The following is a 23,783-nucleotide window of genomic DNA, read 5'->3' on the forward strand; positions in this document are numbered from 1 at the left end:
CTGTCATGACACAACAGACTTTCCTGACGGAAATCGGCACAGAAGAGTTACCGCCGAAGGCGCTTCGTTCTCTTGCTGAATCTTTTGCGGCCAACCTGACTGCAGAACTGGCCGCTGCTAACCTGACTCACGGTGATGTGACCTGGTATGCCGCACCACGCCGCCTGGCGGTAAAAATTGCCGGTCTGGCGGAATCTGCCGCTGATCGCGAAGTGGAAAAGCGCGGCCCTGCGATTGCCCAGGCATTTGATACCGAAGGCAAACCGACCAAAGCGGCGGAAGGCTGGGCACGCGGTTGCGGGATCACCGTTGATCAGGCTGATCGCATGGTCACCGACAAAGGTGAATGGCTGCTGTACCGCGCGGTGGAAAAAGGGAATAAAGCCAAAGAATTACTGGCAGATATGGTCAGCCGTGCGCTGGCAAAACTGCCTATTCCGAAACTGATGCGCTGGGGTGATAAAGAGACTCACTTTGTGCGTCCGGTTCATACCGTTACGATGCTGATGGGCGCGGATGTTATTCCGGGTGAAGTCCTGGGGATCACCTCTGACCGTGTTATCCGTGGTCACCGTTTTATGGGTGAAGCGGAATTCACTATCGCACACGCAGACGAGTATCCGGCCATTCTGGAAACCCGCGGTAAAGTGATGGCGGATTACGATGCCCGTAAAGCCATGATCAAACGTGATGCGGAAAAGGCAGCACTGGCACTGGGCGGCGTGGCTGACCTGACTGACAGCCTGCTGGAAGAAGTCACTTCACTGGTGGAATGGCCGGTTGTGCTGACAGCGAAATTCGAGGAAAAATTCCTCGCGGTTCCGTCTGAAGCCCTGGTTTACACCATGAAAGGTGACCAGAAATACTTCCCGGTTTACGACAAAAACGGCAACCTGATGCCGAACTTTATCTTTGTTGCCAATATCGAGTCTTCTGACCCGTCGCAGATCATCGCAGGTAACGAAAAAGTTGTCCGTCCCCGCCTGGCGGATGCTGAGTTCTTCTTCAAAACCGACTGCAAAAAGCGTCTGGAAGATAACCTGCCGCGCCTGAGCACCGTTCTGTTCCAGCAGCAGCTGGGTACACTGCGTGATAAAACTGATCGCCTTGAAGCGCTCGCAGGCTGGATTGCCGGTCAGATTGGCGCGGATGTGAATCACGCTACCCGTGCAGGCCTGCTGGCCAAATGTGATCTGATGACCAACATGGTCTTTGAATTCACTGACACCCAGGGTGTGATGGGCATGCACTATGCACGCCATGACGGTGAATCTGAAGACGTGGCGCTGGCACTGAAAGAGCAGTATCAGCCGCGTTACGCCGGTGATAACCTGCCGTCAACGCCGGTGTCTGATGCGCTGGCGATTGCTGACAAAATGGATACCCTGGCGGGGATCTTCGGCATCGGCCAGCATCCGAAAGGGGATAAAGACCCGTTTGCTCTGCGCCGTGCCGCACTCGGTGTGCTGCGTATCATCGTTGAGAAAGGTTACAACCTCGACCTGGAAACGCTGACACAGGAAGCTGCCCGCCTGTATGGTGATAAGCTGACGAACGCGAATGTGGTCACTGACGTGGTTGATTTCATGTTAGGCCGTTTCCGCGCCTGGTATCAGGAGCAGGGTTTTGCGATTGATACTATCCAGGCAGTTCTGGCGCGTCGTCCGACCCGTCCGGCAGACTTTGATGCCCGCATGAAAGCGGTCACTCACTTCCGTACACTGGAGGAAGCCGCTGCTCTGGCCGCTGCTAACAAGCGCGTTTCCAACATTCTGTCGAAGAGTGATGATGCACTGAATGATACCGTTCTGGCATCATTAATGAATGCACCGGAAGAGATTCGCCTGGCAGCCTATGTGACTGACCTGAAAACACAGCTGGCACCGCTTTATGCGGAAGGCAAATATCAGGAAGCACTGACTGAACTGGCCTCTCTGCGTGAAGCAGTGGATGCGTTCTTTGATAGCGTGATGGTGATGGATAAGGATGACAATATCCGCCGTAACCGTCTGACATTATTAAATGAACTGCGCAACCTGTTCCTGGGGGTTGCGGATATTTCGCTGTTGCAGTAACCGGTGAAAGAGCTAAAAGCCCGGCAATGCCGGGCTTTCTTTTTACTGAAGTGGTTTTTTTATCTCAGATTCAAATACAGGCCCGGATGTGATTTTTCCATTACCTGAATGATAGAGTTCATAAGCTCTGAACTTAGCCGTTTCATTCATTATCTCGCCATCATTAATATAGGCAAGAACATCACTATCCGCAGATATATCCAATGCTTCCAGATATTTTTTATTGTTAAATGCGATTTGATTTGCTTTAACCAATAAACTGCCTGTCAGATTGCCATAGTTATTAATACCAACACCGGATTTAACATTATTCAAACTGGTAATTTCGGTGATATCTGATGACATATTCCCTTTGTTATGGATAACAGCACTGCCTATTGTCAGCATTTTATGCTTGTTATCAATATGGATATTGCCGTTGTTGGTAATCTGGCTGTTTTCCAGGATTGAATCCGCATCAGTTACACGGATATTACCTTTGCTGCCATTCATCAGGTGTGAATTGACCAAATCCAACGTCAGTTGACTATTCACAGCATGTTGCTTTTGTACATCACCAACTGTAATCATACCGTGATTTTTTATATCAGTGTTATTTGCACTGATATACATATTATCCGTTTTAATATGGCTGTCTTTGCTGACAGTCAGTTTGCTTTTTTGCGTGCCACTGCTGCCGGGTAAGGCTTCCAAACCCCTGACTGTATCTGGTGAATACTTTACTAATTCATGGCCGCTGAACATCACCAGATTGGGCGTACTGATTTCACTGTTACGAATAGTGATATTTTCAGCAATCACATTGAATTTGTTTACGGAAGAAAACGCATTTTCAGTGGTGTTACTAATGCGAATGTTGCTGTTATTTTTACTATTGTGATAACCCGGTAATTCTCCGTCCTGAGAGAATACTATTTTTCCGCCGGTCAGTGTTAACTGATCCGCGCCGGAAACACTGCATCCGTTACAGGCAATACCGTTCGGGTTAGCGATAATGAGATGGGCTTTTTTGCCATCCACATGCATATTACCGCGCAGTTGTGATTTTTCGGTTGAAAGCACCTCGTTAATAATCATTCCGGCGCCGGATTCGCGGTTATTAAATACCACACCGTTTTTCCCGACGTTAAACTGATCATAGGCATTATAAGAAACACCTTGCGTGTTTGCCGGTGCGATATTGATGGTGGTGTTGCTCCCCTGACGGACGACCTGAGTCGTCTCTGATGATGCAGGATTAACGGTAATATCCGCTGCAGAGGCGAACTGAGCGAGGAAAAGGGTACTGCTGATAACGGACAGCTTTACTATTTTTGGCATAACCACTCCCTGGTTGTTGCTGAGGTATAAAATCCACGGGCAGGATAAATAAAGTCGCTGACAGCAGATATGAACAGAGTGGTTATTTTTTGTCAGTTTTCAGCATTCCGATAGCAAATAAAAAACATACCGTTTACCAATAAGCGGATAAAAAACAGAAATTTGGCTGATAAACCGGCGAAATAAAAATAATGGGGCGAAAAACAAAAAATTCCGGTTTCTGCACTTGACGTTTAGCCTTTCCGGCAGTAATATCCATCCCGCTTTCGGCGAGTAGCGCAGCTTGGTAGCGCAACTGGTTTGGGACCAGTGGGTCGTAGGTTCGAATCCTATCTCGCCGACCATATTAAGAAAAACCCTGCTTTTACAGCAGGGTTTTTTGCTTTTCAGCATCTGTCATTTTTCTTCTTCTGTTACTTTCAAAAATTACGCCGCTTTTTTGATATCGCTGTTTTCTGTTATCCGTTTAACTGCCCGCTGAAAGGATTTCATCAGACGGACGGATACATGATAAAAAAAACAGCGGCTGCTGCTGTGATGGCGGCGGCCTGTGGCTGCGCATGGGGCAGCACTTACACTTCTTCTCCGCCGGTTTCTCCGGTCTCCTGCGCCATACTGTCAGAGGTGGTGATTAAGCAGCGTGAATTAATTGAGCCCTCTTATCTGGCTGATGAATTTGAAAAAAGCATTACCGGACACTGCCTGACATCAGAACAGATGGCAGAAGCGGTAATGAAACTGGAGTCGGCGGTGCATCAGGCCGGTTTTATCACTGCACAAATCAGTGTGCCGCCGCAGAATGTTAGTGACGGTACCCTGACACTTCACTATCAGCCCGGTTATCTGAGCGGCTATCGCGATAAAGAGAGCGGAGATACGCATTTCGGGCTGAACCTGATTTTCCCGCAGCGGGCAGACGGACAGCTGAATATCCGTGATACTGAACTGGGAATGTCCCATCTGAATCAATTGCCCGGTCTGGGGGCTCAGGCCGCCGTTGAACCGGATCCGCAGAACCCCGGCAACAGTGTAATCACCATTGCCCGGCAGAAAAAACGCAGCATCAGCGGCTCACTGGAAATCAGCAATCACGGCAGTCCGTCAACCGGCAGCAGGCAGATAACTAACCGGCTCAGTCTTGAAAATCCGTTACAGCTGTATGACCGCCTGTTTATTTATACTCTGCGGGATATGGACCGCGACCATTCCGCCGGGGTGAAATTTATTTATGGCCAGTACCGGATCCCTTTCCGGTACTGGGAATTTACCGCAGGCGGCAGTTACAGTGATCAGAAGCAGCAATACCCGGTATATCAGGGGTCACTGGACTATTTTACCCGCAGCAAAACACTGGATCTGAGCCTCGGCCGTAAGCTCCTTCTGACCCCGGCGCATGATATCACCCTCAGCAGCGGTATTTCTGCGCTGACCCGGCATGTCACACTCGGACATGCGCCGCTGATAATGCCTGAGCGCCGGTCTGTTTACTGGAATACCGGGCTGAATCACCGCTGGTATCTGCCGGATTTCACCTTGCAGTATCAGGTGCAGTATAAGCATTCACTGAACCGCTTTGGTGCACTGCCGGTAACAGAAAAAAAGCTGAAACCGACGCGGCAGCTGATGGCAGAAACAACACTGACAGTACCGTTCCGTCTCGCCGGTCAGCCGTTTTACTATGACGGTGTTATGCGCGGCTTTATTAATGCGGATAAAGCGGATGAGATGGATTATGAATCCCTGAGCGGCCGTTATTCGGTACGCGGCTATCCTTTTTCCCACAGTATGAGTGCTGCGCGGGTTTTTATCAGCCGTAATGAGGTGGTCTGGCAGCAGGTATTGCCGGGGCATAATCTGTATCTGGCAGCGGATGCCGGGTTGCCGGGGGCAAAAATTTCCGGCGGTGCGCGATCTCATAGTCTGGCGGGAACTGAGATCGGGATGAAGGGATTTTATAACTCACTGAGCTATCAGATCTTTGCCGGTCTGCCGCTGAAAGAGGCGGAGCATGTACGGGCCTTTTCACCGGTGGGTGGATTTTCTGTCAGTGTCAGTTACTGAAGATCAGTTTGATTTCAGCGCGTGATAGTTCCGCTGTATATCAGGCAGGGTGCGGATTACAGCGGCAGACGTGGCAAAATGTGCAACGGAAAACACTGTGACAGTGATACCAGACAAAATAATCGCGCAGTAATTAAGCATTCAGTCACAAAATCCGGATAATTTTTATCAGCTGTTTATTCTGTGAACGTTTTATCCGGCAGCTGAATAAATGCTCAGTTGTGCACCCGTTCAAACATTTTAGCTGTTTTTGTTATCAAAACGTTTGATTTGTGTGTTTTATGTGTAGTCATCGTCCATAGTCAATAGTATTGACTGCCTCTGTGACAGTTGATTTAGTGAAGTGTCAGAAAATAATAAACAAACTGAAATTTGTGGTCCGGCACTGCCGGACGACAGAGCAAACACGACATTCAACGACAGGCGGAGATAATGATGATGAGAAGCGCCAAACGTAAGACAGGATTTGCGAAGCTGGGCATTACACTGGTTGCTCTGGCGGTATCCGCCAGTGTCAATGCGGCGGGAACGCTGGTTTTTTGTTCTGAGGGATCACCGGAAGGGTTTAACCCGCAGCTGTTCACCTCGGGAACCACTTATGATGCCAGCTCCGTGCCGCTGTATAACCGGCTGGTGGAGTTTAAGGCCGGTACCACAGAGCTGGAGCCGGGCCTGGCGGAATCCTGGGATGTGAGCGAAGACGGAAAAACCTATACGTTCCATCTGCGTAAAGGGGTGAAATTCCACAGCAGCAAGGATTTCAAACCAACCCGTGATTTCAATGCGGATGATGTGGTCTTTACCTTTGACCGCCAGAAAAACCCGGATAACCCGTATCACAAGGTCTCCGGCGGTAGTTATGAATATTTCAGCGGCATGGATATGGATAAAATCATCGATAAAGTTGAGAAAGTCGATGACAACACTGTCCGTTTTCAGCTGAGCCGCTCTGAAGCGCCGTTCCTTGCAAACCTCGGGATGGACTTCGCCTCCATCCTTTCTGCTGAATATGCGGATCAGATGCTGAAAGCCGGTACACCGGAGAAAGTCGACCTGAACCCGATCGGCACCGGGCCGTTTGTGTTGCAGCAGTACCAGAAAGATTCCCGTATCCTGTATAAAGCCAATGACGATTACTGGAACGGCAAACCGAAAATTGACCGCCTGGTCTTCTCCATCACCCCGGATGCCTCTGTCCGTTACGCCAAACTGCAGAAAAACGAGTGTCAGGTAATGCCGTACCCGAACCCGGCAGACCTGGAGCGTATGCGTGAAGATAAAAACATTGTCCTGAAAGAGCAGCCGGGCCTGAACGTCGGCTATCTCTCCTATAACGTCACGAAAAAACCGCTGGATAACGTCAAAGTACGTCAGGCACTGAATATGGCAGTTAATAAAGATGCCATCATTGACGCGGTGTATCAGGGCGCAGGCCAGAAAGCGAAAAACCTGATCCCGCCGACCATGTGGGGCTACAACAACAGTATCGAAGACTATCCGTATGATCCGGAAAAAGCCAAAGCGCTGCTGAAAGAAGCAGGTATGGAAAACGGCTTTGAAATCGACCTGTGGGCGATGCCGGTTCAGCGTCCGTATAACCCGAACGCCCGCCGTATGGCTGAGATGATCCAGGCAGACTGGGCGAAAGTCGGCGTGAAAGCCAAGATTGTGACCTATGAGTGGGGCGAGTACCTCAAGCGCGCAAAAGCGGGCGAGCCTCAGACTGTCATGATGGGCTGGACCGGTGACAACGGGGATCCGGATAACTTCTTCGCCACACTCTTCAGCTGTGCGGCCAAAGAGCAGGGCTCTAACTACTCGAAATGGTGTGATCAGTCCTTTGAAAACATCATTCAGCCTGCACGTACCACGGCTGATCCGAAAGAGCGCGCCAAGCTGTATGAGCAGGCTCAGGTGGTGATGAAAGAGCAGGCGCCTGCACTGATCGTTGCACACTCCACAGTGTTTGAGCCGGTGCGCAAAGAAGTGAAAGGCTATGTGGTGGATCCGCTGGGTAAACACCACTTTGACAATGTGTCTATCGAAAAATAAGTAAACCGGAAATGAGTGTTACCGGTCTGCCGCCTCCTCCGGGGGGCGGCAACCCTGTATCGAACCGCATTGCACGGACGACGCAGAACACATAACTAAAACAATATTATTCATCGTGTGAGTATAAAGGGAAAGTCCTCCCTTTCGTCCGGTCTTATGACCAGAGCGCTGTCAGCGGCCATTACAAGAGAAACAGGGATATGCTGCAATTTATCCTCCGACGGGTCGGGATGGTAATACCGACATTTATCGGTATTACGTTACTGACGTTTATATTTGTTCATCTGATTCCGGGAGACCCGGTCACTATCATGGCGGGTGAGCGGGGAATTTCCCCTGAACGCCACGCCCAGCTGATGGCGGCCCTGGGGCTGGATCAGCCTTACTGGAAACAGTACCTTCATTATATCAATGGTGTCCTGCACGGTGACCTCGGTCTCTCTCTGAAGAGCCGTCAGCCGGTGTGGGAAGAGTTTGTTCCCCGTTTTAAAGCCACGCTGGAACTCGCAGCCTGCGCCATGATTTTCGCTATTTCTGTCGGGATCCCGGTCGGGGTGCTGGCGGCCGTCAAGCGCGGGTCAATCTTTGATCACACTGCTATCGGGGTCTCCCTGACCGGCTACTCCATGCCGATTTTCTGGTGGGGCATCATGCTGATCATGCTGGTGTCGGTGAATCTCGATCTGACACCGGTGTCAGGGCGCTTATCGGACAGTGTGTTCCTCGATGACAGTCAGCCGCTGACCGGATTTATGCTGATTGATACCCTGATCTGGGGCGAGGACGGCGATTTTCATGATGCGGTGATGCATCTTATTCTGCCGTCCATTGTGCTCGGTACTATCCCGCTGGCGGTGATTGTCCGTATGACCCGCTCGGCAATGCTGGAAGTGCTGGGTGAGGATTATATCCGTACCGCCCGCGCCAAAGGGCTGAGCCGCATCCGCGTGATTGTGGTGCATGCACTGCGCAACGCGCTGCTGCCGGTGGTGACCGTTATCGGCTTACAGGTCGGCGTGATGCTGGCCGGGGCGATTCTGACCGAAACGATTTTTTCCTGGCCCGGTATCGGCCGCTGGCTGATTGATGCCCTTCAGCGCCGTGACTATCCGGTTGTGCAGGGCGGCGTTCTGCTGATCGCCATTCTGATTATCCTGGTTAACCTGTGCGTGGATTTACTCTACGGCGTCGTTAACCCGCGGATCCGTCATAAAAAATAACAGGAGCGCACAATGTCTGAGACGACAAATACTACCGTGACCCGCGCGCCTGAGCCGCTTTCCCCTCTGCGCGAATTCTGGCACTACTTCCGGCGCAACAAAGGCGCACTGATCGGCCTGATCTATATTCTGCTGATGCTGATGATCGCCGTTTTTGCCCCGCTGCTCGCCCCGCATCTGCCGGATGAGCAGTTCCGTGATCATTTATTACAGCCGCCGGTCTGGCAGGAAGGCGGCTCATGGCAGTTTATTCTCGGTACTGATGATATCGGCCGCGATATTCTGTCGCGCCTGATGTACGGTGCACGGCTTTCACTGCTGGTCGGTTGCCTGGTGGTGGCGCTGTCGCTGCTGCTGGGGGTGGTGATTGGCCTCGCTGCCGGGTATTTCGGCGGCTGGGTTGATGCCCTGATCATGCGTATCGTCGATATCATGCTGGCACTGCCGAGCCTGCTGCTGGCACTGGTGCTGGTGGCGATTTTCGGCCCGTCGATTGTTAATGCCTCGCTGGCGCTGACCTTCGTGGCACTGCCGCACTATATCCGTCTGACCCGCGCGGCGGTGCTGACGGAAGTGAGCCGCGACTATGTGACCGCTTCTGCGGTGGCGGGCGCAGGCCCGGTGCGCCAGATGTTTGTCAATATTCTGCCGAACTGTCTGGCACCGCTGATTGTGCAGGCATCTCTGGGTTTCTCCAACGCTATTCTGGACATGGCCGCATTAGGTTTCCTCGGGATGGGCGCACAGCCGCCGACACCGGAATGGGGAACCATGCTGTCCGATGTTTTACAGTTTACGCAGAGCGCATGGTGGGTGGTGACCTTCCCGGGCCTGGCGATTTTACTGACGGTACTGGCGTTTAACCTGATGGGCGACGGATTGCGTGATGCCCTTGATCCTAAGCTTAAGCAGTAGAGGTGCAGACATGGCGTTATTAACAGTTGATAAATTATCTGTTCACTTCGGTGAAAAAGAGATGCCATTCCGCGCTGTTGACCGGATCAGCTATCAGGTTGAGGAAGGTGAAGTGCTCGGGATTGTCGGGGAATCCGGCTCCGGTAAATCCGTCAGTTCGCTGGCGATTATGGGGCTGATTGATTTCCCCGGCAGGGTGATGGCAGATAACCTTGAGTTTGACGGCCGCCATCTGCTGACCATCTCGGAAAAAGAGCGGCGCGAGCTGGTGGGCGCGGATGTGGCAATGATTTTCCAGGATCCGATGACCAGCCTGAATCCCTGCTATACCGTGGGGTATCAGATTATGGAAGCCCTGAAAGTTCACCAGGGCGGCAACCGGAAAACCCGGTTACAGCGGACTATCGACCTGCTGACGCTGGTCGGCATTCCGGATCCGAAATCACGGCTGGATGTTTATCCGCATCAGTTATCCGGCGGGATGAGCCAGCGGGTGATGATTGCGATGGCGATTGCCTGCCGTCCGAAGCTGCTGATCGCCGATGAACCGACAACGGCGCTGGATGTGACCATTCAGGCGCAGATCATTGAACTGCTGCTCGAGTTACAGCAGCAGGAAAACATGGCACTGGTGCTGATCACCCATGACCTCGCGCTGGTGGCGGAAGCAGCTCACCACATTATTGTGATGTATGCGGGGCAGGTGGCGGAGTCCGGTAAGGCGTCGGATATCTTCCGCGCGCCGCGTCATCCGTATACTCAGGCACTATTACGGGCGCTGCCGGAATTCGCCGGTAACAAGAGCCGTCTGGCATCACTTCCGGGAGTTGTGCCCGGTAAATATGACCGGCCTGAGGGCTGTCTGCTGAACCCGCGCTGCCCGTATGCCACGGATTTATGCCGCAGCACGGAACCGGAACTGCGTACTGTCGGGGCGCGTCAGGTGAAATGTCATACCCCGCTGGATGATGAAGGGAGACCGGGCCATGAGTGAAACCACACAGCCGCTGTTACATGTCAGTGATCTGAAAAAATATTATCCGGTGAAGAAAGGCTTTTTCTCACCGGAACGGATGGTGAAAGCCCTCGACGGAGTCTCATTTGATCTGAACCGGGGGAAAACTCTGGCGGTGGTCGGGGAGTCCGGCTGCGGGAAATCAACCCTCGGCCGTCTGCTGACCATGATTGAAAAACCGACCGGCGGGGAGCTGTTCTACCAGGGGCAGGATCTGCTGGTGGCGGATAAACACGCGGAGAAACTGCGGCGGCAAAAAATCCAGATTGTGTTCCAGAACCCGTACGGCTCGCTTAATCCGCGTAAAAAAGTCGGGCAGATTCTGGAAGAGCCGCTGGTGATCAACACCTCCCTCAGTGCGGCAGAGCGCAAAGAGAAAGTGCTGGCGATGATGGCGAAAGTCGGTCTGAAAACCGAACATTACAGCCGTTATCCGCATATGTTTTCCGGCGGTCAGCGCCAGCGTATTGCCATTGCCCGGGGGCTGATGCTGGATCCGGATGTGGTGATTGCCGATGAACCGGTATCCGCGCTGGATGTGTCCGTCCGCGCTCAGGTACTGAACCTGATGATGGATCTCCAGGATGAGCTGGGTCTGTCGTATGTGTTTATTTCTCATGACTTATCTGTGGTGGAACATATCGCGGATGATGTGATGGTGATGTATCTGGGGCGTTGTGTGGAAAAAGGTACCAAAGCGCAGATTTTTGAGAATCCGCGCCATCCTTACACACAGGCGCTGCTCTCCGCGACACCAAGGCTCAATCCGGCACAGCGCCGCGAGCGGATAAAACTGACCGGCGAGCTGCCGAGCCCGCTGAATCCGCCGCCGGGGTGCGCCTTTGCCGCCCGCTGCCGTCATGCATTCGGCACCTGTACTCAGTTCCGGCCGGAGCTTAAATCCTACGGCGGACAGCTGATTGCCTGTTTCGCGGTAGACAGGGAAGAAGAGGCAAAAATTTCCGCATAACATTCTGTTTTACAGTAAATTACAGAAAAACATGTTTTAACTGAAGACAAACAGCGATAATGGAGGGCTCCGTTATCGCTTTTTGCTGTCTGGCGGGTGAGATTAGATCAGCACAAAGCACAATGATGACGTATAATCACTGCGTATGGCGAAAGATGTGATAACTGAATTGTAACGAAAGGCGTGGAATATGCGTGTAAAAGTCAGAAAGTCACTGACTATCAAACAGATGTCAGTTGTCGCTGCGGTGACTTTGGTGACGATCGCACTTTTTATGACGCTTCTGTTATCACATCTGATACAACAGCGGAAAGATGATTACATCAATCAGCTTTATAATTCGTCAGTACAGGTCAGGAAACCGCTGGCAGATGCCTTGTTAGGGTCGGACTTAAACGCAATAAAATCGACGCTGATAACATTGCGGGCCAGCGGGATTTTAGGACGCGCGATTGTGATGACGCCGGAAAATGTTCAGGTGATAAGCCTGGATTTTGCCACACACCGTCCTATTCCCGGCACAGCAAAAATGATTTTCGGGATCCCGGTTGAGATTAAGGTTCCGCTTTACGCCTACGGCGTGGCACATACCGGCAAACCCCCGCAGGGTTATCTTATTCTTCAGGTGGATGATAACCGCATATACCGCTTCGCGATGAATGTCGTGGCACTGATGGTGACCAGTTATCTGTTACTGGCACTGGTGCTGGTGATCGCGATAAGCTGGTGTATTAACCGCCTGATCGTGCGGCCGCTGCGTAATATGGCCCGTGAGCTGAACAGTGATGAGCCTGCAGAGCAGCTCAGTTGTTCAGCATATCATGAGGATGATGAACTTGGTTTGCTGGCGAAGGGGTACCGGAACCAGCTGAACAAACATAAAACGGAGTCATCATAAAACTTCCCGGACGGTTTGCTGTCTAAACCCAGACGAATCAAAAGGGCGTCCCGGAAGCCGGTCAGTTTTTGCCTGTACGTATCGTCTGACATAACAGTATTTCCGGCATCAGTGGTAAACCTCAGAAGAAGGCATACCAGGGATTCATATTAAAAGAGGTTAGCATGCAACGCTCTTATTTACGTGTTTTACTCGGTGGCGTCCTGATTGCCGTCACATCTCAGTTACACGCAGAAGCATTACAGCCGGACCCGGCATGGCAGCAGGGTAAACTGGCAAACGGATTCAGCTGGCAGCTACTTCAGACGCCGCAGCGCCCGAATGACCGCATACAGATGCGCCTTTCTGTTCAGACCGGCTCCATGATGGAAAAACCGGCTGAAAAAGGGTTCGCTTATCTCATCCCGAAAGTGGTGATGTTTAACAGCCAGAGCCTGAACACACAGCAGCTATCGAACCTGCTGCGTAACGGTATAAGCCCGGATATGCCGCTGCCGCCGGCGATTGTTTCCTATGATTTCACACTCTATAACCTGAGCCTGCCGAATAATAATCCTGAGGTGCTGAAAGCGGCACTGAGCTGGATGGCGGATGTCTCAGGTCATGGAATTTTTAATCAGGAAACCGTTACTGCCGCTCTGGCTGCGCCGGATTCTCCTGTTGCCACCTATCCGCCGAATATCAATGATCCTATCTGGCGTGCCCGGTTAAAAGGCACCACCCTCCAGGGGTTTGACCCGGTGCCGCCGCCTGCGGGCAAAATTGATGTTGAGGCACTGAACAGTTTCTATCAGCGCTGGTACACACCGGATATGGCGACGCTCTATGTTGCCGGGCCGGTTGATAAACGCGCGCTGGAAGACGGCATCAGCAAAGCATTCGGCTCCCTGGAAGGTAAGCGTCAGACACCGGTCAGTGTTGCCACACTGCCGCCGATGAAACCACGCTCAGTCCATGCTGTGAATGAAAATCAGAAAGACGATATGCTGGCGCTGGTCTGGGATCTGAACTGGTCTTCCGTCAAAGATTCAGATGCACTGAACCGCTACTGGTTAAATGACCTCGCCCGTGAAGCGCTTTTTGGTGCATTACAGCAGGGTATCGGCAAGAAAAATGAAAAATTCATGGCCATGAATATGGATTGCCGGATGCAGTATCAGCGTGCCAGCTGCATGCTCAGCCTGCGTGCGCCGAATGAAAAAATGCCGGTGATTGTCTCTGAACTGGCCGGTGAACTGGCTGTGCTGAAAGAAAAAGGGATTTCCGCTGAGAATTTTGATGCGCTGATTGCCCTGAAACAGGCTCAGCTTCAGCAGCTATTTGCTATTTATGCCCGGACTACCACGGATATTCTGATCAACCAGCGTCTGATGTCCCAGCAGAGTAATATCATTGATATTCCGCCGGAGCAGTATCAGCGTCTGCGTCAGGCGTTCCTGAACAACCTGACACCGGATGTGCTGAACGCAGAAATTCATGCAATTTTAGAGCAGGATACCGCATTCTTCTTTATTCAGCCGAAAGGTGAGACAGAAATGAATGTGGATCAGCTGCGTGCTCAGTTCGATAAGATAATGCATCCGGAGAAAGCGGTTGCTGCGGCAGAGAAACAGGCTGCGGCGGATGCGGAATCCGCTGAGAAAGCGGCAGCCGAAAAAGCAGCGGCAGAAAAAGCCGCCGCAGAGCAGGCCAAAGCCCCGGCGGTAACCCCGGAAGCGGCAGCGCCGTCACAGGAAGCGAAACCGGCAGAACCGAAAGCACCGGCTCCGGCTAAAAAAGGCGGGCAAAACGGCAACAGCGAGCAACCGGCGGCAGATAATAACACCGACGGTGTCAGTGCCTGATTTTTGGTAACAGCATGAAATAAAAAGGGTATCTTTCAGATACCCTTTTTTAATGACTATTCATCATCCTGACACAAGCTGCTTTCCAGCAGATTCATCAGCCACGGCCGGGTGTCCCTGTTGTTCACAAACCCCGCTGCCGCGATTTTTTTCTGCGGGTGATAATAAGCGGCGGTTCCCCAGAATCCAAGGTGATACCAGAGTGTCTGGCCGTCCCGCTCAGTCACCATCACCCCGCAGCGGTAATCCTCAGCGCCGTCATGGCTGCCCGGTTTCAGCATGGTTTCAAGGGTGTCCGGCTTGTCAAAAATACGGCCCTCAAACAGATTCGCCATAAACACCGCCAGGGCGTTTACCGACATAATCAACCCGCCGCCGCCCCACAGATCCATGGTCGGGCTGATGGTCTCTCCGTCAATATTACCGAGATACTGGTGTGCCCGTGGCGGAAGACCCGCCGGCGCAGGCTCTTCCAGTTCCCAGTAAGCGGATTCCATGCCCGGTGCATCAAAACGCAGTAACTGCCGGATCGCCTGCGCCAGCGGCAGTTGCGTTACCCGCTCAATAATATCGCCCAGCAGCAGATAACCGGTATCGGAATAGAGGAAACAGAGGCCCGGTTTCATCAGCGGATAGCCCCGGCTGATATACAGGCGGATCTGTTCATCCCGTGTCCAGAGATGGCCGGGATCCGCGAGCACATCACGGATATACTTCTCATCGGCATGATCATACAGCCCGCTGCTGTGACTGAGCAGATGCTGCACCGTGATGGCATTCAGATCATAACCCGCCTCTGTCAGCCAGCGGACATACTGCGGGGAGAGCAGCGGCGCGACCGGTGAACTGAGACTGAGCTTCTGCTGTTCATACAGGCGCAGCACTGCCGCCGCGGTAAACGTTTTGGTATTACTGGCGATCCGCACCGGGGTATCCGGGGTGACCGGCGTGCTGTCGTTTTTGCTCAGTCCGCCGTGTGCCGCACCGTCCGGTAATTCACACCCTTCGCCGGTGAAACAGAATGCCGTGGCAAAACCGTCCGGCTGAACATCCTGCAGCAGGGCTGATAAATTCCGTGCCGGCATGATTATTTCTTCGCGTCAGCGCGCAGTTTCGTCACACTCTGTCCGCCGACACCCCAGTTGTCTGTTTCCACCTCATCAATAATCACAAAGGTTGAGGCCGGGTTTTTCCCCAGTACATCAACCAGTAATTGTGTGGCACCTTCAATCAGTTTTTGCTTTTGTTCTGCGGTCGCACCTTCTTTGGTGATGCGGATATTGATGAATGGCATAGAGGCTCCTGATGATGTCGTTATGATGATCCCGGAGGATACCGGCAAGTGTCTGAACATCAGGCCGTATTGCTTTGTCAGACTGCATAAAGGCGGCTGATGCTCTTACCACATCATAGAGTGAAGCGGTGTGTTGTGCGAGCCTGAAATGCGGATTCTGTTGTCTGCGCAGATCAACCGCCTGTGCACTGTGAATAAGCAAAATACTCAATAATTCATAACAGTTATCAATTTGCTGCTGCAGATGCTGCGTCACTGCGGGAGCCCGGGTGGCGATATCTTCAATTCCTCCGGCGACAGGCAGGTAATCCAGTGAAAGCGGCATTGCCAGACTTTTATTATGCAAAGCGAGCGCCATCATGTCTTTTTCAATCGCCCCGAAGGCGTGTACGGTTTCTTCCGTTGCCAAAAAGCGGCTCAGACCGGTAAATGCGGGTGTGTTTAATACAATCAACTGCTGCGCACTGAGCAGAGAGTAGCGGGCGACAGACAGACTGAGCTGCTCAAAAGCTATCACCCACGGCAGCGGCTCAAAATTAGCGGAAGGAATAACCGCCCCGGCGGGATAATTTTTACCGGGAGGAATAACAACAGGATTATCATCGGCACTGTTAAGCTGAATAAGTAACCGGTGGTATGCACGCTGATAACTGTCCCTCAAGTCGGCCAGAAAAAAGAGGGCGGAGCGGAAACTGAGCGGATCCTGCAACCGGCGGTCCGGATCCGGTTCTGACAGTGATGAGCCTCTGAGTAATAAGCGAAGTATCTGTCCGCTCTCAGTCACTGCCGGATAAGGCCGCTGCTGTAATACCTCTGCGGTAAAAGGATGGATATTGCCGTTAAGTGCTTCCAGTGCCAGCGCATAAACCGCAAAACTTAAATCCGTCAGACGGGCGGCATCATAAAGTGCGAGAGCGGCCATGGTAGATGAAACCGCATTGGAACTGATAACGGACAACGCATCTTTCGCTGCAGGCCTGAAAAGAGGAATACCGGCTGCTTTCAGTGCCTCTGCGGCTTTCATCTGTTTTCCCTGATAATCCACATCACCTTCTCCTGACATGGCAAGCCCGATATGGCTGAGCTGTGTGATATCCGCCTCTCCGACAGAGCCTGCGGACGGAACCAGGGGGGTAATAAACTGATTGAGAAAACGGAGATACATCCCGGCCAGATCCGGATGTGCGCCACTGCCGCCGGTCAGCAGCATGTTAAGCCGTGTTGCCATCACCGCCCGGGTTTGTCTGACACTCAGTGGCTTTCCTGTCCCTCCGCCGTGAGCACGGAGTAAATGCAGATTAAATTCCGTGGCGGGCATAGTCACTTTTTTGTCTTTATTCAGACCAACGCCCCGTGTCAGGCCATATACCGGCTGCTCTGTACCGACGGTTTTTATCAGAATCTCATGTGATCGGTGCATGGCTGCCAGTGAATCCGGCGCAATGCGGACCGGTTCACCATCCGCAATCCCGGCAATCAGGGCAGGGGTCAGTGTTTTACCATCCAGAAGAACAGCCGCGCAGACGGGGAAACTGAGCAGCAATGATATCCATATTCCTGATATTGTTTTCAATAACATGTCTCCGGTGAATGAAATGTAATTCATCCGGAGACTATAGGGGGAAGAATGATGAGATGATTATCTTAAAAAATCTCAGACGGCTTTATTTTTTTGGATGTCAGTCGCAATCCAGGCGGCAGAAAAGAGGGTCAGGCGCGCGAAGAAATAGAAAAAGGCCATCAGGCCGATAACCGAACCAAACGCAGCACCGGACGGGGAGGCCGCCATATTCGGCAGCAGCCAGGTCATAATGGTTTTCAGGATCTCAAAGCCTATTGCGGCCAGCAGTGTACCTTTCAGCAGAGAGCGGCGGCTCAGCTTCATGCGCGGCAGGATCCAGAGAATCCAGGTAAACAGCAGATAGTTGGCGAGAATGGAGATGGTCAGGCCGATAGTTGTCCACGCGGGACGCAGCCATTCGACAGCATCCAGGCCGAGAAACGCGACAATCCGGGCTTGCGCGGCACCGGCAATTGAGGTCAGCGAGAGAGTAACCACCAGCGCCACCAGCAGACCGATCAGCGCCAGGAAATCCCGCAGATAGCGCAGGAACATGTTCTCTTTGACTTCGATATCCGGCTCCCACTGGTCGTGGTACTGCGCCCGGATAGCCATCCGCAGATTGCCCACCCAGTTCACCCCGGAATAGAGTGCCAGTGCCAGACCGGTTAACCCGACGGTCGCACGCTGGCGGATTGCGGTATCAATACTGCGCTCAATGGTGGCGGCGAGTGTCGGGTCGCTGATACTGTTGGCGACACCGCGGATAAGTCTGGTCAGCAGTTCCGGATTAAAGGCCAGCACATAACCGGCGGCGGCAAAAGAGACCATCAGAATCGGGATCATGGATAAAAACGAGAAATAGGTAATCGCTGCACCGAACGGGCTGCCCATTCTGTCATTAAAGCGGGTGGCGGTGCGGATCAGATGGGCAATAAACGGAATATTGCGGATATAATTCCCGGCTTTCACACTCCATTTCAGGGCTTTTTTCCCCTGTTTTAATCCTTCATCAAAATTCTTCCGCAGGGGTTTTAATGATGATGTGCTGTTGTCATCTTCCGGTGTGTCGTTTTCCCGGGTCATGTATCCTCGCTTGTTCGGAAATTGATTCCGTTTAAGTTTACTACAGGACTCACCGGATGAACAATTCAGGTTCCGGTATAACGGGCTTCAGAATTTCCCGATTGATTAACCGGGATAATAATGTGTAATCAGCCGCGCTTATTTCTTCTCAGAATAATTAAAATAAATGCCAATTTATAAGATGTTCACAATATGAATAATAAATGTGTCTTTCCCGGATGTGTTTATAAGCCGGAAGGGAATGAGAAAATTATCCGCCTGAATATTCATCCCGGAACGCGGAATTTTGAAGTCCGCTTTCAGCTGACTAATTATTTCGGGCAGTTAAGAGCAACAGAGTTTTAATACTGTCTGCCGGTTTCTGTTGTCAGAAAACCGGCAGCGGTATAATTACTTTAATAATGAATCCAGTTCCGCCTGCGCTTCTTTTAATTCAGCTTCAGCTTCGGCCAGTTTGCGTTCGCGTTTGGCAATCTTACTGATATCGCCTTTATCGATGGCTTTCTGTAAATCGGCTTTGCGCTCTGCCACTTCTTTTGTCCGGTCGCTGACTTCATCGCGGGCATCATCACGCAGGCTGTTTGGTGTGCAGTAAGTATTCACATTCTGCAAAGCCCGCTCCAGCCCCTGCACCCGGTGTGTATTGCCGTGAGCTTTGGCGTAGCTGAGCTGCTCCTGAATTTTGCTTTTTTTGATATCACAGCCATTCTGCGCACTCAGCGCGGAGGTGCTTACCAGTAATGCACCCAGAGCCAGTGCAGCAGTTGTAAAACGTGTCATGTTTACCTCGTTATTTATACTAGTCGTCATTTTATGACTATCAATAATGACAATGGTTCATTATCACGCCGCACAGATGAGGAAAGGGCATTGGTTCTTTCCTGCCGAAATCAGGTTATACTGAGTACTTCAATCTGTACTGATATTCTTGTTCCGGGTGGTGCACACCCGACCATCTGAGGCCCTTGTATGCTTAGTTACCGCCACAGCTTTCACGCCGGCAACCATGCGGATGTGTTAAAACACACCGTCCAGAGTCTGATCATTGAATCATTAAAAGAGAAAGACAAACCCTTTTTGTATCTGGATACGCACGCCGGTGCCGGGCGTTATCAGCTCAGTGGTGAGCATGCGGAGCGTACCGGGGAGTACCTGGAAGGGATCGCCCGTATCTGGGCGCAGGAATCGGTGCCGGAAGAACTGAAAACGTATCTTGAAGCCGTCAGTGCACTGAATCCGCGTGGTGACCTGCGTTTTTATCCGGGTTCGCCGCTGATCGCCGCACATTTGCTGCGTGATCACGACAAATTAAATATCAGCGAACTGCATCCGTCCGATTTCCCGCTGCTGCGCAATGAATTCAGCCGTGATAACCGCGCCCGTGTGGTACGGGAAGATGGTTATCAGCAGCTGAAATCACAGTTACCGCCGTTATCCCGGCGCGGATTTGTGCTGATTGACCCGCCGTATGAACTGAAAAGTGATTATCAGGCCGTGGTGAAAGGGATTCAGGAAGGTCACCGCCGTTTTGCGACCGGGACTTATGCGGTCTGGTATCCGGTGGTGCTGCGCCAGCAGATCAAACGGATGGTAAAAGATTTCCAGGCAACCGGGATCCGCAAAATTCTGCAAATCGAGCTGGCGGTGCGCCCTGACAGTGATCAGCGCGGTATGACCGCATCCGGCATGATTGTGATTAACCCGCCGTGGAAGCTGGAATCACAGATAAAATCCGTGCTGCCGTGGCTGCATAAAGTGCTGGTACCGGAAGGTACAGGGCATACACTGGTTGAATGGATCACACCGGAATAATTCGTTTCCGCTGCGGGCATGACAGCAGCGGGTGTTTATGTATTGACTGATAAATGGAACGAGCCAACTATGAGCAAACATTACGATTATATTGCAATCGGCGGCGGCAGTGCCGGTATTGCGTCTGTAAACCGGGCAGCAATGTACGGGCAGAAATGTGCCCTGATTGAAGCAAAAGCGCTCGGCGGCACGTGTGTTAACGTCGGTTGTGTCCCGAAAAAAGTGATGTGGTACGGCGCGCAGATTGCGGAAGCTATCCGCCAGTACGGCCCGGATTACGGGTTTGATACCACCATCAATCATTTCAGCTGGGACAAACTGCTGGAAAGCCGTTCTGCGTATATTGATCGTATTCACCAGTCTTATGAGCGCGTTCTCGGCAATAACAAAGTGGATGTGATCACCGGATTTGCCCGTTTTAAAGATGCACATACCGTGGAAGTGAACGGTGAAACGTACACTGCGGATCATATCCTGATCGCTACCGGCGGCCGTCCGGTTCCGCCGTCCATCCCGGGCGCGGAATACGGTATTGATTCTGATGGTTTCTTCGCATTGAAAGCTCTGCCATCACGTGTGGCGGTGGTCGGTGCCGGGTATATTGCCGTGGAACTGGCCGGGGTACTGAATGCACTGGGCAGCGAAACACATCTGTTTGTCCGCAAACATGCGCCGCTGCGTAATTTTGACCCGCTGATCACAGAAACGCTGGTCGAAGTGATGAACACCGAAGGGCCGTCACTGCACACCAACTCTGTACCGAAAGCGGTTGTGAAAAATGCCGACGGCAGCCTGACCCTGCAACTGGAAAACGGCCACGAGCAGACTGTGGATTGCCTGATCTGGGCTATCGGTCGTGAACCGGCAACAGACAATATCAATCTCGGTGTGACCGGCGTGAAACTCAGCGATCGCGGTTATATTCAGGTGGATAAATACCAGAACACCTCAGTTCCGGGTCTGTACGCGGTAGGTGACAATACCGGTGCTGTCGAACTGACGCCGGTTGCGGTTGCCGCAGGCCGCCGTCTCTCTGAGCGCCTGTTTAACAACAAGCCTGACGAGCACCTGGATTACACCAATATCCCGACTGTTGTCTTCAGCCACCCGGCTATCGGCACCGTGGGTCTGACCGAACCACAGGCGATTGAGCAGTACGGCGCGGATAATGTGAAATGCTACAAGTCCTCTTTCACCGCCATGTATACCGCTGTCACCAGCCACCGCCAGCCATGCAAAATGAAGCTGGTGTGTGCGGGTAAAGACGAAAAAATCGTCGGTATCCACGGCATCGGCTACGGTATGGACGAAATCCTGCAGGGCTTTGCGGTTGCACTGAAAATGGGCGCCACCAAGAAAGATTTCGATAACACCGTGGCCATTCACCCGACAGCAGCGGAAGAGTTTGTGACCATGCGCTGATGGCACATTAATTGATACTGATGTCTGCAAAGCAGGCCGTGACGATGTCCGGCCTGCTTTATTTTTACGTAATGACAATGACACTACACCATGCTATGTTTAAGAGGATGTAACATTGTTCCGGAGGAGGATATGACAAAACACACAGATGAGCAGCATCCTGTGTCCGGCGTGAATATCACCCGTTCAACACTGAATTTGCGCATCAAACCGGAAGATAAAATTCTGATTGATCGTGCAGCGCATGCTGCCGGTAAAAACAGAACCGAGTTCGTACTGGAAGCTGCGCGGCGTGCCGCCGAAGAAACACTGGCAAATTTACGGGTTATTGATGTCAGTACCGATGTCTATCAGCAGTTTATTACCAGACTGGATATGGCACCACAGTCCGGTGAAGCGCTGAGGAAGACCATGCTGACGAAGGCGCCGTGGGAGAAGTAATATTGAACTTAACGGCACCGGAACCCCTGCAGCAGCATCATGATTTTACCGTTTTTCAGTCAGGTGAGGAGTCCCTTAATCATTGGCTGAAAACCCGCGCATTGCAAAATCAGCAATCCGGCGCTTCACGGACATTTGTCGTCTGCCACCATAACCGGATAATGGCCTATTATGCATTATCGACAGGTGTTATTACCTGTTCACAGGCGGCGGGGCGCTTCAGACGTAATATGCCCCCGGAAATTCCGGTTATCCTGCTGGGACGTCTTGCTGTTGATGAAAGTGTAAAAGGCAGAGGGATCGGACGGGGTCTGATAAAAGATGCCGCACTGCGGGTCTTGCAGGCAGCCGGGATTGTGGGTATCCGCGGTATTGTTGTCCGTGCTTTATCTGATAATGCCAGACGTTTTTATGAGTATACCGGTTTTATGCCGTCACCGGCTGACCCGATGCTGCTGATGATTACATTACGGGATCTGCAGCTGGTAACCGGCATCTATTCTGAATAGCTGACGGTCACCCGAACTTCTTCGACATTCCCTCTGATGCCGGGCCGACCGGTTTCCAGCCGGGCTTTTCATAGAAACCGGGTTTATCCGCGACCATCGGGATATAAGAACCTTCGGGTGTGGCGAATGTAAGATAGCCCCCGATGCAACCCGATCTCAGCCGCTTTCAGTGATTTTTCCGACAATCCGGCCTTAATGCGCAGCGCGCAGTACTCCTGTGCGGAAGGCGCACGTTCTTCTGTCATCAGTGTCATGACGTTGTTATCTGTAACAGCGGGAATTTTTTGGCGATGACCTTAAACCATTCGGCAAATTGCTGCGGATGGTCATGCATCTCTTTTTTCAGGTCAGTGAGTGATATCCAGCGCACGGCAGCGACTTCCTGCGGATTCAGGGAAAACGGGCCGTTATAGTGACCGGTAAACAGGTGATCATATTCATGTTCAGTCAGTGACGGCGGGACATCCGCACGATAAATGATATGGCCAGCGGTCTGTAACGGGCTGGTGATCCCCAGCTCTTCCTGCAGACGGCGCTGTGTCGCCTGTTCCAGCGATTCACCACGGCGGGGATGACTGCAGCAGCTGTTGGCCCACAATCCGCCGGAATGGTATTTGCTGAGTGCGCGCTGCTGGATCAGCAGCTCACCCGCATCATTAAACAGGAATACAGAAAACGCACGGTGCAGTAATCCGAGCTGATGAACGCGGAGTTTTTCGTCATACCCGAGGGTATTATCATGTTCATCGACCAGAATCAGTTCGTCACTCATTATATCTTTTATCCGGTAAAGCGGCTGAAAGATATACTGTAGCAAATATGCAGCGGAAAGTTTGCCGGAATAGTGGCATAAAAACGCCGGAATATATCTCCGGCGTTTCATTATTTATTTTCAGGGATTATTTATTGCGGGCAGCCAGGTAATCCTGAAGGGTGCCTTCAGGGAATTTCTTACAGAATTCAACGATTTTTGGTGCTTCTGCAATCCCTTTTTCTGACAGTGCCACAAAGTCACCGCCCGGGTATTGTGTGTCTTTGCTGATCACCCACAGGGCAACCGGCGCCCAGCTTTGCGGGTTCAGATTAACGAATTCTTTGCAGGTCATTTTATCGGGTACCTGAATATCAGCAGGTTCAGCGAGAGCCACTGAGGAAAATGCACTTGCAGCAACCAGACACGCGGTGACGAAATACTTTTTCATGATAAATAAACCTCGTTTTTTGTTTCAGAAAATACAACAAATACGTTTTCAGAATAGATCAAATAACGTCATATTCAATATTTCTC

21 protein-coding genes and 1 tRNA gene are annotated in these 23,783 nt (G+C 51.9%); 14 read left to right on the forward strand and 8 right to left on the reverse strand.

Annotation, left to right across the window (positions count from 1 at the left end; all coding sequences use genetic code 11):
* Positions 1-5: 5 nt before the first annotated feature.
* Complete coding sequence (gene glyS, locus ACSBQN_RS18065; RefSeq protein ID WP_262875752.1) at positions 6-2,075, forward strand: glycine--tRNA ligase subunit beta; 2,070 nt, start codon at positions 6-8, stop codon at positions 2,073-2,075.
* A gap of 42 nt (positions 2,076-2,117) precedes the next feature.
* On the opposite strand, the gene ACSBQN_RS18070 is transcribed toward glyS, so the two are convergent.
* Positions 2,118-3,395, reverse strand: coding sequence for a filamentous hemagglutinin N-terminal domain-containing protein (locus ACSBQN_RS18070; protein WP_152696958.1), 1,278 nt, complete (start codon positions 3,393-3,395; stop codon positions 2,118-2,120).
* 267 nt (positions 3,396-3,662) lie between these two features.
* On the opposite strand from ACSBQN_RS18070, the gene ACSBQN_RS18075 reads away from it, so the two are divergent.
* The 9 genes from ACSBQN_RS18075 to ACSBQN_RS18115 all read left to right on the forward strand — a co-directional run bounded on the left by ACSBQN_RS18075 (position 3,663) and on the right by ACSBQN_RS18115 (position 14,370).
* Positions 3,663-3,739: transfer RNA gene (locus ACSBQN_RS18075), tRNA-Pro, on the forward strand.
* A gap of 163 nt (positions 3,740-3,902) precedes the next feature.
* On the forward strand, positions 3,903-5,456 hold the full coding sequence (locus ACSBQN_RS18080) for a ShlB/FhaC/HecB family hemolysin secretion/activation protein (protein ID WP_434991793.1): 1,554 nt from the start codon (positions 3,903-3,905) through the stop codon (positions 5,454-5,456).
* A gap of 438 nt (positions 5,457-5,894) precedes the next feature.
* Positions 5,895-7,508, forward strand: coding sequence for a dipeptide ABC transporter periplasmic-binding protein DppA (dppA, locus tag ACSBQN_RS18085; protein ID WP_036409105.1), 1,614 nt, complete (start codon positions 5,895-5,897; stop codon positions 7,506-7,508).
* 200 nt (positions 7,509-7,708) lie between these two features.
* Positions 7,709-8,728 (forward strand): dipeptide ABC transporter permease DppB, encoded by a 1,020-nt coding sequence (gene dppB, locus ACSBQN_RS18090; RefSeq protein ID WP_015422405.1) that lies wholly within the window; start codon positions 7,709-7,711, stop codon positions 8,726-8,728.
* A gap of 12 nt (positions 8,729-8,740) precedes the next feature.
* Complete coding sequence (gene dppC, locus ACSBQN_RS18095; protein ID WP_126324167.1) at positions 8,741-9,643, forward strand: dipeptide ABC transporter permease DppC; 903 nt, start codon at positions 8,741-8,743, stop codon at positions 9,641-9,643.
* Positions 9,644-9,653: 10 nt separating this feature from the next.
* Positions 9,654-10,637, forward strand: coding sequence for a dipeptide ABC transporter ATP-binding protein (gene dppD, locus ACSBQN_RS18100; RefSeq protein ID WP_004236546.1), 984 nt, complete (start codon positions 9,654-9,656; stop codon positions 10,635-10,637).
* Complete coding sequence (gene dppF, locus ACSBQN_RS18105; RefSeq protein ID WP_004236544.1) at positions 10,630-11,628, forward strand: dipeptide ABC transporter ATP-binding subunit DppF; 999 nt, start codon at positions 10,630-10,632, stop codon at positions 11,626-11,628. The genes dppD and dppF overlap by 8 nt, the downstream gene beginning before the upstream one ends.
* A gap of 190 nt (positions 11,629-11,818) precedes the next feature.
* Positions 11,819-12,526: a HAMP domain-containing protein gene (locus tag ACSBQN_RS18110; protein ID WP_004236543.1), complete on the forward strand. Its 708-nt coding sequence runs from the start codon at positions 11,819-11,821 to the stop codon at positions 12,524-12,526.
* A gap of 164 nt (positions 12,527-12,690) precedes the next feature.
* Positions 12,691-14,370, forward strand: a complete 1,680-nt coding sequence (locus tag ACSBQN_RS18115; RefSeq protein WP_354633018.1) for a M16 family metallopeptidase — start codon at positions 12,691-12,693, stop codon at positions 14,368-14,370.
* A 56-nt stretch (positions 14,371-14,426) separates the two neighbouring features.
* Here the strand turns inward: ACSBQN_RS18115 and ACSBQN_RS18120 are convergent, their stop codons facing one another.
* The 5 genes from ACSBQN_RS18120 to ACSBQN_RS18140 form a co-directional block, all read right to left on the reverse strand.
* Positions 14,427-15,455, reverse strand: coding sequence for a serine hydrolase domain-containing protein (locus tag ACSBQN_RS18120; protein WP_024473613.1), 1,029 nt, complete (start codon positions 15,453-15,455; stop codon positions 14,427-14,429).
* A gap of 2 nt (positions 15,456-15,457) precedes the next feature.
* Entirely contained in the window at positions 15,458-15,664 is a 207-nt protein-coding gene (locus ACSBQN_RS18125) for a 2-hydroxymuconate tautomerase family protein (RefSeq protein ID WP_004236540.1), read from the reverse strand.
* Complete coding sequence (locus ACSBQN_RS18130; protein WP_354633016.1) at positions 15,597-17,237, reverse strand: HAL/PAL/TAL family ammonia-lyase; 1,641 nt, start codon at positions 17,235-17,237, stop codon at positions 15,597-15,599. Before ACSBQN_RS18130 ends, ACSBQN_RS18125 begins: the two co-directional genes overlap by 68 nt.
* Before the next feature lie 81 nt (positions 17,238-17,318).
* Positions 17,319-18,311 carry an inner membrane protein YhjD gene (gene yhjD / locus ACSBQN_RS18135; RefSeq protein ID WP_024473611.1) on the reverse strand — a complete coding sequence of 331 codons (993 nt, stop codon included), beginning with the start codon at positions 18,309-18,311 and terminating at the stop codon, positions 17,319-17,321.
* A gap of 390 nt (positions 18,312-18,701) precedes the next feature.
* A complete protein-coding gene (locus ACSBQN_RS18140) occupies positions 18,702-19,091 on the reverse strand; it encodes a DUF1090 domain-containing protein (protein WP_004236536.1) in 390 nt (129 codons plus the stop codon).
* Between the two features lie 189 nt (positions 19,092-19,280).
* Here ACSBQN_RS18140 and ACSBQN_RS18145 point away from each other — a divergent pair, with 189 nt between their 5' ends.
* From ACSBQN_RS18145 to ACSBQN_RS18160, 4 genes are all read left to right on the forward strand, one after another.
* Positions 19,281-20,123 carry a 23S rRNA (adenine(2030)-N(6))-methyltransferase RlmJ gene (locus ACSBQN_RS18145; RefSeq protein ID WP_024473610.1) on the forward strand — a complete coding sequence of 281 codons (843 nt, stop codon included), beginning with the start codon at positions 19,281-19,283 and terminating at the stop codon, positions 20,121-20,123.
* Between the two features lie 69 nt (positions 20,124-20,192).
* The gene (gorA, locus tag ACSBQN_RS18150) at positions 20,193-21,545 is read left to right on the forward strand and encodes a glutathione-disulfide reductase (RefSeq protein ID WP_024473609.1); all 1,353 of its coding nucleotides are present in this window, start codon (positions 20,193-20,195) and stop codon (positions 21,543-21,545) included.
* A 132-nt stretch (positions 21,546-21,677) separates the two neighbouring features.
* Positions 21,678-21,986 (forward strand): DUF1778 domain-containing protein, encoded by a 309-nt coding sequence (locus ACSBQN_RS18155; protein WP_201893569.1) that lies wholly within the window; start codon positions 21,678-21,680, stop codon positions 21,984-21,986.
* A 2-nt stretch (positions 21,987-21,988) separates the two neighbouring features.
* Complete coding sequence (locus ACSBQN_RS18160; protein ID WP_024473607.1) at positions 21,989-22,495, forward strand: GNAT family N-acetyltransferase; 507 nt, start codon at positions 21,989-21,991, stop codon at positions 22,493-22,495.
* A 250-nt stretch (positions 22,496-22,745) separates the two neighbouring features.
* Here ACSBQN_RS18160 and idi read toward each other — a convergent pair whose 3' ends face one another.
* Positions 22,746-23,267, reverse strand: a complete 522-nt coding sequence (gene idi, locus ACSBQN_RS18165) for an isopentenyl-diphosphate Delta-isomerase (RefSeq protein ID WP_024473606.1) — start codon at positions 23,265-23,267, stop codon at positions 22,746-22,748.
* A 127-nt stretch (positions 23,268-23,394) separates the two neighbouring features.
* Complete coding sequence (locus ACSBQN_RS18170; protein WP_004240743.1) at positions 23,395-23,697, reverse strand: HdeA/HdeB family chaperone; 303 nt, start codon at positions 23,695-23,697, stop codon at positions 23,395-23,397.
* Positions 23,698-23,783 lie beyond the last annotated feature (86 nt).

The organism is Morganella sp. B601 (assembly GCF_051172335.1).
GTDB lineage: Bacteria > Pseudomonadota > Gammaproteobacteria > Enterobacterales > Enterobacteriaceae > Morganella > Morganella morganii.